Genomic DNA, 9,054 nt, shown 5'->3' with positions numbered 1-9,054 from the left:
GTTGCGACTCCTGCCCCGGCCCCGTCCGCCGAGTCGGTTGCGACTCCTGCCCCGGCCCCGTCCGGCGAGACCGTCGCTGCCCCGGCACCAGACCCGGTAGCCCAGGCCGCGGTGCCTGCCGACGCCGAACCCGACCCCGCCGCGCCGGCCGCGCCCACCGCGCCGGAGACGGCTGCGCCGGAGACCGCCCCGGAGGCGACCGCGCCGGCTCAGCCCACCGAGGCAGCGGCTCCTTCCGAGGCGATGGCGCCCACCCGGACCCCCGCACCCGCTCAGGCACCCGAGGAACCCGTGCCCGGCCCCGCCGCCGAAGCATCAGCCCAGGCTCAGGCCCCCGAGTCGGTCACAGCCGTCGCCCCCGGCGCCGCCACCGATGCCGGCGAGCCCGGCCCCACCTCCGAGGGAACCGCCCCCGGCACGCCAGCACCCACCGAGGACGTCACCGTCGTACGTCCCGCTCCGGCCGCGGACGAGCAGGCGGGGCAGCCCGTGCAGGGCCCGCAGCAGGCCCGGCCGGGGTCGCCCGAGACGCTGGAGCCCCCCGCGCCCGCGGCCACCGTCCCGGCTCCCCGCGACGGCGACGCCGAACTCGCTCAGAACGCCGACGACCTGGACACCCGGGCCGCCGAACAGGAAGACCTGGCGGACCAGGAACGCCGAGAAGAGAGTGCGGCCGCAGTGGCAGAAGCCCGACAGTCCAGCGGCCCCGCGGCCCCCGGCTACGACCCCGCCGAACGCGAGGCCGTCCTGAAGGTCATGCGCGAACGCCGCGACATCCGCAACGGCTTCCGCAGCGACCCGATCCCGCACGAGGTGCTGCTGCGCGTCCTGGAGGCCGCCCACCACGCGCCCTCCGTCGGCCACTCGCAGCCCTGGGACTTCGTCGTCATCCGCTCCGCCGACACCCGGCGCGCGATGCACGAACTGGCCATGCGCCAGCGCGACGCCTACGCGAAGTCGCTGCCCAAGGGCCGGGCGAAGCAGTTCAAGGAACTGAAGATCGAGGCCATCCTCGACACGCCGGTGAACATCGTGGTCACCGCCGACCCGACCCGCGGCGGCCGTCACACCCTCGGCCGCCACACCCAGCCCCAGATGGCGCCGTACTCGGCCGCCCTGGCCGTGGAGAACCTCTGGCTCGCCGCCCGCGCCGAGGGCCTCGGCGTCGGCTGGGTCAGCTTCTTCGACGAGCGCGAGATGGTCCGCGCCCTCGGCCTGCCCGAGCACCTGGAGATCATCGCCTACCTGTGCGTCGGCTATGTCGACGAGTTCCCGGACGAGCCCGAGCTGTTGCAGGCCGGCTGGTCCAAGCGCCGCCCGCTGTCCTGGGTCGTGCACGAAGAGACATACGGCCGCCGTGCCCTGCCCGGAGAGGAACCCCACGACCTGCTCGCCGAGACCGTCGCGCAGATCCGCCCGCTGGACGCCAAGGCGCTCGGCGAGGCGTGGGAGCGCCAGAAGCGTATGACCAAGCCGGCCGGTGCGCTGGGCATGCTGGAGATCATCTCCGCGCAGCTGTCCGGCCTGTCCCGCCAGTGCCCGCCGCCCATCCCGGAGCCCGCGGCCGTCGCGATCTTCGCGGGCGACCACGGTGTGCACGCCCAGGGCGTTACCCCCTGGCCGCAGGAGGTCACGGCCCAGATGGTGGCCAACTTCCTGGGCGGCGGTGCCGTCTGCAACGCCTTCGCCACCCAGGTCGGTGCCGAGGTCTGCATCGTGGACGTGGGCGTCGCCGCCGACCTCCCGGCCACCCCGGGCCTGCTGCCCCGCAAGATCCGCGCCGGTACGTCCGACATGACGACCGGTCCCTCGATGACCCGCGAGGAGGCCAGGCAGGCCATCGAGGTCGGCATCGAGACCGCCCGCGACCTGGTCGCCGCCGGCAACAAGGCCCTGCTGACCGGCGAGATGGGCATCGCGAACACGACCGCCTCCGCCGCCCTGATCTCCGTCTTCACGGGGGCGGACCCGGCGGAGGTCACGGGCCGGGGCACCGGCATCAACGACGAGACCCTCGCCCGCAAGACCGAGGTCGTCCGCCGCGCCCTGGAACTCCACCAGCCGGACCCGGCCGACCCGATCGGCGTGCTCGCCGCGATCGGCGGCTTCGAGCACGCGGCCATCGTCGGTCTCCTCCTCGGCGGCGCCTCCCTGCGCACGCCGGTGATCCTGGACGGCGTCAGCGCCGGCGCCGCCGCCCTGGCCGCCCGCGCGATCGCCCCCGAGGTCCTGGCCGCGTGCATCGCGGGTCACCGCAGCGCCGAGCCGGGCCACGTCGCCGCCCTCAACAAGCTGGGCCTGCGCCCCCTGGTCGACCTCGACCTCCGCCTCGGCGAGGGCACCGGCGCCCTGCTCGCCCTCCCGCTGGTCCAGAGCACGGCCAGGGCGATGCACGAGGTGGCGACGTTCGATTCGGCAGGAGTGACGGAGAAGTAGGGCTGTCCTCGTCGACGTAGCTCCGTGGGCGGGCCTTCCGCAGGACGGACCGCCCGCCCACGGACCGCCCACCGGTGGACAGGCGGGATGCCCAGCCACTGGACCACCCGCGCCGCCCTCACTCCTGCCCATTAAAATCCGCACGTCAGGGCACTGAACACCGCCGCAACAGGAGCCGCACCTCATGGCCGAACACCCCGCCTACCCCGTAGGCCTCCGCCTCACCGGCCGTCGCGTGGTCGTCCTCGGTGGCGGCCAGGTCGCCCAGCGCCGCCTCCCGGCACTGATCGCGGCGGGCGCGGACATCCTCCTCGTGTCACCCGAGGCCACCCCCTCGGTCGAGGCCATGGCGGACGCCGGCGAGATCACCTGGCGCAGGCGCCCGTACGAGGAAGGCGACCTCGCGGAAGCCTGGTACGCCCTGATCGCCACCAGCGACCCCGAGGCCAACACCGCCGCCTCGGCCGAAGCGGAGCGCCACCGCGTCTGGTGCGTCCGCTCCGACGACGCCGACCGGGCGACGGCCTGGACCCCGGCCACCGGCCACAGCGAGGGCGTCACGGTCGCCGTCCTCACCACCGACGCCAGAGGGCGCGACCCCCGCCACACCGCCGCCATCCGCGACGCGGTCGTCGAGGGCCTGCGCGACGGCACGCTGGTCGCCCCGCACCACCGCACCCGCACGCCCGGAGTCGCCCTGGTCGGCGGCGGCCCCGGCGATCCGGACCTGATCACCGTGCGCGGCCGCCGCCTGCTGGCCGAGGCCGACGTGGTCATCACCGACCACCTCGGCCCGCGCGATCTGCTCGCCGAGCTGTCCCCGAGCGTCGAGGTGATCGACGCGGCGAAGCTGCCCTTCGGCAGGTTCATGGCCCAGGAAGCCATCAACGAGGCCCTGATCGAGTACGCCCGGAAGGGCAAGTCGGTCGTCCGGCTCAAGGGCGGCGACCCCTTCGTCTACGGGCGCGGCATGGAGGAGGTCCAGGCGCTGGCCGAGGCCGGCATCCCGTGCACGGTCGTGCCGGGCATCTCCAGCTCCATCTCGGTCCCGGGCGCCGCCGGCATCCCGGTCACCCACCGGGGCGTCGCCCACGAGTTCACCGTGGTCAGCGGCCACATCGCCCCCGACGACGAGCGTTCCCTGGTCGACTGGCCGTCCCTGGCCAAGCTGACCGGCACCCTGGTGATCCTCATGGGCGTCAGCACGGTCGGCAAGGTCGCCGAGACGCTCATCGCCCACGGCAAGTCCCCGGACACACCCGTCGCCCTGGTCCAGGAAGGCACGACGGCCGGCCAGCGCCGCGTCGACGCCACTCTCGCGACGGTCGCGGAGACCGTGCGCACCGAGGACGTGAAGCCCCCGGCGGTGATCGTCATCGGAGCGGTCGTGCAGGTCGGCCCCACGCCCCCCGCGCCCCGGAGGTAACCCCGGGTAACGCAACCCGTACCGAGCCGTTGGCACCGCACCCAGGACAAGGCAGTATCACCCTGTGGCCGATCTCATCACCGTCGAGGATCCCGACGACCCGCGTCTGCGCGACTACACCGGCCTGACCGACGTGGAACTGCGCCGCAAGCGCGAACCCGCCGAGGGCCTGTTCATCGCCGAGGGCGAGAAGGTCATCAGAAGGGCCAAGGAAGCGGGCTACGAGATGCGGTCCATGCTGCTCTCGGCCAAGTGGGTCGACGTCATGCGCGACGTCATCGACGAACTCCCCGCCCCGGTCTACGCCGTCAGCCCGGAGCTCGCCGAGCAGGTCACCGGCTACCACGTGCACCGGGGCGCGCTCGCCTCCATGCAGCGCAAGCCCCTGCCCACGGCCGCCGACCTGCTCCGGAGCGCCCGGCGCGTCGTCATCATGGAGTCGGTCAACGACCACACCAACATCGGCGCCATCTTCCGCTCGGCCGCCGCCCTCGGCATGGACGCGGTCCTGCTCTCCCCGGACTGCGCCGACCCTCTCTACCGCCGCAGCGTGAAGGTCTCCATGGGCGCGGTCTTCTCCGTCCCGTACGCCCGGCTGGACTCCTGGCCCAAGGGCCTGGAGTCGGTCCGCGAGGCGGGCTTCACCCTCCTCGCGCTCACCCCCGACGAGAAGGCCCGGCCCCTCGACGAGGCCGCCCCTCACACCATGGACCGCGTGGCTCTCATGCTCGGCGCCGAGGGCGACGGCCTGTCCACCCAGGCCCTGGTCGCCGCCGACGAGTGGGTCCGCATCCCCATGTCCCACGGCGTCGACTCCCTCAACGTGGGCGCGGCCGCCGCCGTGGCCTTCTACGCCGTGGCCACCGGCCGGCCCCAGGTCTAGGGGGCTCCTGATGGAGCAGCGCGAGGCCGTGGTCGCCGTGCTCCTGCGCGGCGAGCGCCTGCTCGCGATCCGGCGCGGTCCGGGGGTCGCCCGCCCCGGCTACTGGCAGCCCCTCAGCGGCAAGGTCGAGCCGGGCGAGTCCCAGGAGCAGGCGGTCGTCCGGGAGGTCCGCGAGGAGGTCGGCCTCACCGTCGTACCGGAGGCGAAGGTCTGGGAGTCGGAGACCGACGACCACCGCTTCCGCCTCCACTGGTGGACCGCCCGCGCAGACACGGGCGAGGTGGTCCCCGACCCGCAGGAGGTCGCCGAGGCCCGCTGGGTGACCCCGCAGGAGTTCCTGGGCCTGGACCCGGTCTTCGCCGGCGACCGTGAGTTCTTCGAGCGGATCCTGCCGGAGCTGTGACACCCCGCTGACCGGCCCGCCCTCGACCTGCGACCGGAGCCCTACGGCTCGAAGCCCCGCTGGTCCTGGTCCTGCTGGACGTGCTCCTGCCGTCCGCCGTCGCCGCCGAGTCCCCGCGCCGGGCCCTGACAGGCCTGCACGAGTGCGATCCCGACCGCCACCAGCAGCGTCACGACGACGAACACGAACAGCCGCTGCCGTAGCAACCGCGGATTGGCGGGCCGCAGCCGGGTCCCCGTGTTCCGGGACCCCGGACGCCCGGTGCCGCTGTGCGGGGCGGGGCGGCTGCCGCGGCCCGACCGCGTGCCGTTGCCCCCGGTGGACGTCGGCCGCGACCCGGACCGCGACGGGGTGCCGCCGCGCGAGGCACCGGGCCCGCGCACCGCAGACCTGCCGCGGTTCCCGCCTCCGGTCGCCCGGTTCCCGCCCCGCGTGCCGGTCCCGCCCTGGGAGGCCGAGCCGTCCGGCGGCGGATGGCCGTCCCGGGACGGCGCGGAACCCTGCGGCGGGGGAGCGCCCCGGCCCCGCTGGGCCCCGGACGCCCCGGCACCCTGCTGTCCCTGCGGGCGCCGGGTGCGCTCGGGGTAGGTGTCGGCGAGCCGTTCGGTCTCGGCACCGCGTGGCGCGGGCGGCCGGACGCCGGCGAGGTCCTGCGACTCCCGGGCTGCGATCTCCTTGAGCCGCAGCGACAGTTGGAGCGTGCTGGGCCGTTCCTCGGGGTCCTTCGCCAGACACGCCCGGACGAGCGGTGCCAGCGCGTCGGGCACGCCGTGCAACTGCGGCTCCTCGTGCACGACGCGGTACAGCATCACCTCGGAACTGCCGTGCCCGAAGGGCGAGTCGCCCATCGAGGAGTACGCGAGCGTGGCGCCGAGCGAGAACACGTCCGTGGCCGGTGTGACGGCGGCCCCGCGTACCTGTTCCGGCGCGAGGAAGCCGGGGGAGCCGACCGCCGTGCCCACGTGGGTGAGCGTCGAGGCGCCGGTGGCCCAGGCGATGCCGAAGTCGATGATCCGCGGCCCCTTTGGGGACAGCAGGATGTTGGACGGCTTCAGGTCCCGGTGCACCACCCCTGCCTCGTGCACCGCGACCAGACCCTCCGACAGGGCGGCACCGACGGCCGCGACGTCGGCCGCGCCGAGCGGTCCCTCGACCGCGACCTTGTCGTGGAGGGAGGGGCCGGGCACGTACTGCGTGGCGAACCAGGGGCGGTCCGCGTCGAGGTCGGCGGCCACCAGCCGGGCCGTACAGCCGCCGCGGATCCGCCGGGCCGCCGAGACCTCACGGGCGAACCGCGAGCGGAACTCCTGATCCTCCGCCAGGTCGGGACGGATGACCTTGAGCGCGACCCGCTGCCCCTTCTTGTCGGAGCCCAGGTAGACCACGCCCATCCCGCCCGCGCCGAGCCGTCTGTGAAGCTTGAACGAGCCGACGACGCGCGGGTCCTCGCGCCTCAGGCGCATCATCGCCATGTTCATCCCCGCTGCCCGGTCCTGTGACGAGCCACAGCTTACGTTTCCACGGCCGCCCGCGCGCAGAGGCCGCGCCCTCTCGGAGTGATGGATTGTCAGTGGTGGGTGGGAGACTCGAAAGGTGGTCAGGGAGGGCGCGCAGAGGCGGACTTCGCGTGGCAGGTGATCCCAACCACCCGACGCAGAAGGGGGATTGGTCCTGTGAAGGGTGATCGCGTGGAGATAGTCGTGGACGCGGGGGACACGACGCGCACGTACGAGGTGGTGGCGAGCCGGGCGGGCCGCAGGGTGGAGACGGCGGTGCGCCGAGGTGTCGTGGAAGTGAGCGAAGTCACCCGTAGCGGGACGGTCGTACGTACCGCCCGCTTCATGGCGAATCGGGTGCTGGCCTTGGTGGAACAGCCGGTTCCGCGCGAGGAGAGCTCGGACAAAGAGGGGTGATCCGGGCGCCCCGTCGGGGAAGACCCTGAGACCCGCGCCCCCGTCTCCACCCAGGGGAGTACGTCGCAGGTGGCGGCTCATCCTCCGGGAGGCCCGGCAATCGGTACGAGGGCATGACGCCGAGGGAGGGCCGGACCTCTAGATTTGAGGTCAAGCGGCGGGTGCAGCACTCGTCCCCCGAGGTCAGACGCCCGCCGCTGCCAACGACAACGGAGAACGGTCAGGAGAGGGACCATGGCCCAGACGGCTCCGCGGACGCTGCTCCGCGAGGAGGGACGCAAGGTGTACACCGCCGCGTTCCGCCCCGGCCGCCAGGGCCGTCGCCACCCGGTGGTGGCGACGCTGATGGCCCTTCCCCTGGCGGTCCTGCTCCTCCTCGTCTTCGACGGGTGGGAGACAGTGGCCACACAGGCGTCGTCCGTGGGAGAGATGCTGGGGCGCTGAGCGGCGACCCCCAGGCCCGGAAGAGCGGTCCGGGCGGGGACATCCCGACCATGAAACCCCGTGGGGACGGGGGTGCGGCGGACGGCACATGATGCCGGCGCAGCTGGGGAGCTGCGCCGGCATTGCTTTGTCTCGCGGGCGCCGAGCACCTGGAACAGGCAGTTCCGTGCGGCAGGGCCCCCGTCTGCACGTACTCTCGCCCGGTGAACTCCGTCCCCGGCCCACTCCTGGTCGACCTCGCCGCCAAGGCCCGAGCCGCGGCCCACGCACGCTCATCGGCCTGTCCCTGCGGCGCGGCCACGCTCGCCGACCGCCCCGACGGTCTGGTGGTGCGGCACGCGGACACCGTCGCGAAGGCCCACCCCCCGGGCATCGACCCGGCCGACCTCACCAGCCGCCTCGCCCTCGCCACCCGCCACCCCGGCATCCTCCTGCCCCCACTGCACCCCACGCCGGTCGACCTGCACGGCCGCCTGGTGACGTTCTGGCCCTACGGCACACCCGTGGACCCCGACGACCCGGACGCCGCGCCCTGGGAATCCGCCGCCACCCTCCTCGCTCGCCTCCACCGCACCCCCGTTTCGGAGGACCTGCCCGTCATGCGCGGCCCCGCCAAGGCGGCCCGGGCCGTCGCCCGGCTCCGCGAGACCGGCCCGCACCCCGCGGTCGCGCCCGTCCTTCGCGCCTGGGCCACCCTCCCGCCCTGGGCCCGGGCCGAGGCCCCGATGCCGCACCCCGGCACCCTCTGCCACGGCGACCTCCACCTGGGCCAGCTCATACGTCACCCCGCCGCCGACGGCCCCTGGCTGCTGATAGACGTGGACGACCTCGGCGTCGGCGTCCCCGGCTGGGACCTCGCCCGCCCCGCCGCCTGGTACGCCTGCGGCCTGCTCCCGCCCGGCGAGTGGACCCGGTTCCTCACCGCCTACCGGGAGGCCGGCGGCCCCGCCGTCCCCGCCGAGGGTGATCCCTGGCCCGCCCTCGACGTGCCTGCCCGCGCCCTCACCGTCCAGACCGCGGCCCGCGCCGTCGCCAAGGCGGTCTCGGCCGGCCGCCCGCTGGACGAGGTGGAGCGGTCGGTCGTGGACGTCTGTGACCGAATGGCTACCGTCCCGCCGCAGTTGGCGCAGGAGCACGCGAAGTAGGGTGCAACCGACCACAGCGGGACAGAGTCTGTCCTGGCGAGATGTGAAGCAGGACCGACCGGCGAGGAGTTGAACGACCATGCAGTGTCCGAAGTGCCGTGCGCCGATGCACACGTACAACCGCAACGGTGTCCAGATCGAGCAGTGCAGTGGCTGCCGAGGGATCTTCCTCGACTACGGCGAGCTGGAGTCGCTGACTCGCCTGGAGGCCCAGTGGTCCCAGGCTGCCCCGCCGCCCCCACCCGCCCCGCAGGCCTACCCGGCGCCTCCGGCCCCCGCCTGGGGCGCCCCGCACGGCGGCCACGGTCATCACGGCCATCACGGCCACCGCAACAAGGGCTTCGGGCGCATGCTGTTCTCCTCCTGAACCGAGACAGCACAGGAGCCCCCGGCCGCAAACGGCC

At 74.0% G+C, this 9,054-nt stretch carries 9 protein-coding genes; 8 read left to right on the top strand and 1 reads right to left on the bottom strand.

The annotated features are described in order from the left end of the window. The 4 genes from cobT to ACFU3E_RS16170 form a co-directional block, all read left to right on the top strand. Positions 1–2,436 (top strand): nicotinate-nucleotide--dimethylbenzimidazole phosphoribosyltransferase (gene cobT, locus ACFU3E_RS16185; protein WP_384157536.1); only part of this gene is annotated, 2,436 nt, incomplete at its 5' end. A gap of 184 nt (positions 2,437–2,620) precedes the next feature. Further along, positions 2,621–3,862 (top strand): uroporphyrinogen-III C-methyltransferase, encoded by a 1,242-nt coding sequence (cobA, locus tag ACFU3E_RS16180; protein WP_384157533.1) that lies wholly within the window; start codon positions 2,621–2,623, stop codon positions 3,860–3,862. Positions 3,863–3,926: 64 nt separating this feature from the next. Continuing rightward, positions 3,927–4,745 carry a TrmH family RNA methyltransferase gene (locus ACFU3E_RS16175; protein WP_384157530.1) on the top strand — a complete coding sequence of 273 codons (819 nt, stop codon included), beginning with the start codon at positions 3,927–3,929 and terminating at the stop codon, positions 4,743–4,745. A gap of 10 nt (positions 4,746–4,755) precedes the next feature. Beyond that, positions 4,756–5,148, top strand: coding sequence for an NUDIX domain-containing protein (locus tag ACFU3E_RS16170; protein WP_384157527.1), 393 nt, complete (start codon positions 4,756–4,758; stop codon positions 5,146–5,148). A gap of 41 nt (positions 5,149–5,189) precedes the next feature. Here ACFU3E_RS16170 and ACFU3E_RS16165 read toward each other — a convergent pair whose 3' ends face one another. Further along, entirely contained in the window at positions 5,190–6,626 is a 1,437-nt protein-coding gene (locus tag ACFU3E_RS16165) for a protein kinase (protein WP_384157524.1), read from the bottom strand. A gap of 195 nt (positions 6,627–6,821) precedes the next feature. Here ACFU3E_RS16165 and ACFU3E_RS16160 point away from each other — a divergent pair, with 195 nt between their 5' ends. The 4 genes from ACFU3E_RS16160 (at position 6,822) to ACFU3E_RS16145 (ending at position 9,017) form a co-directional block, all read left to right on the top strand. Beyond that, positions 6,822–7,061, top strand: coding sequence for a hypothetical protein (locus ACFU3E_RS16160; protein ID WP_053668256.1), 240 nt, complete (start codon positions 6,822–6,824; stop codon positions 7,059–7,061). Between the two features lie 234 nt (positions 7,062–7,295). Beyond that, positions 7,296–7,505, top strand: a complete 210-nt coding sequence (locus ACFU3E_RS16155) for a hypothetical protein (RefSeq protein WP_384157520.1) — start codon at positions 7,296–7,298, stop codon at positions 7,503–7,505. A gap of 203 nt (positions 7,506–7,708) precedes the next feature. Then, a complete protein-coding gene (locus ACFU3E_RS16150; protein ID WP_384157517.1) occupies positions 7,709–8,650 on the top strand; it encodes a phosphotransferase family protein in 942 nt (313 codons plus the stop codon). A 79-nt stretch (positions 8,651–8,729) separates the two neighbouring features. Beyond that, positions 8,730–9,017, top strand: coding sequence for a zf-TFIIB domain-containing protein (locus tag ACFU3E_RS16145; RefSeq protein ID WP_384157514.1), 288 nt, complete (start codon positions 8,730–8,732; stop codon positions 9,015–9,017). The last annotated feature ends 37 nt before the right edge of the window (positions 9,018–9,054 follow it).

This window comes from Streptomyces sp. NPDC057424 (assembly GCF_042803315.1).
GTDB lineage: Bacteria > Actinomycetota > Actinomycetes > Streptomycetales > Streptomycetaceae > Streptomyces.
Note: the sequence above shows the minus strand (reverse complement) of the source record. Positions and strands in the feature narration are given on the sequence as shown.

Excerpts from the sequence above, each read along its gene's own strand:
- ACFU3E_RS16145 (WP_384157514.1), top strand. The coding sequence starts at position 8,730 with ATGCAGTGTCCGAAGTGCCGTGCGCCGATGCACACGTACAACCGCAAC.
- ACFU3E_RS16155 (WP_384157520.1), top strand. The coding sequence starts at position 7,296 with ATGGCCCAGACGGCTCCGCGGACGCTGCTCCGCGAGGAGGGACGCAAG.
- ACFU3E_RS16170 (WP_384157527.1), top strand. The coding sequence starts at position 4,756 with ATGGAGCAGCGCGAGGCCGTGGTCGCCGTGCTCCTGCGCGGCGAGCGC.
- cobA (WP_384157533.1), top strand. The coding sequence starts at position 2,621 with ATGGCCGAACACCCCGCCTACCCCGTAGGCCTCCGCCTCACCGGCCGT.
- ACFU3E_RS16165 (WP_384157524.1), bottom strand. The coding sequence starts at position 6,626 with ATGAACATGGCGATGATGCGCCTGAGGCGCGAGGACCCGCGCGTCGTC.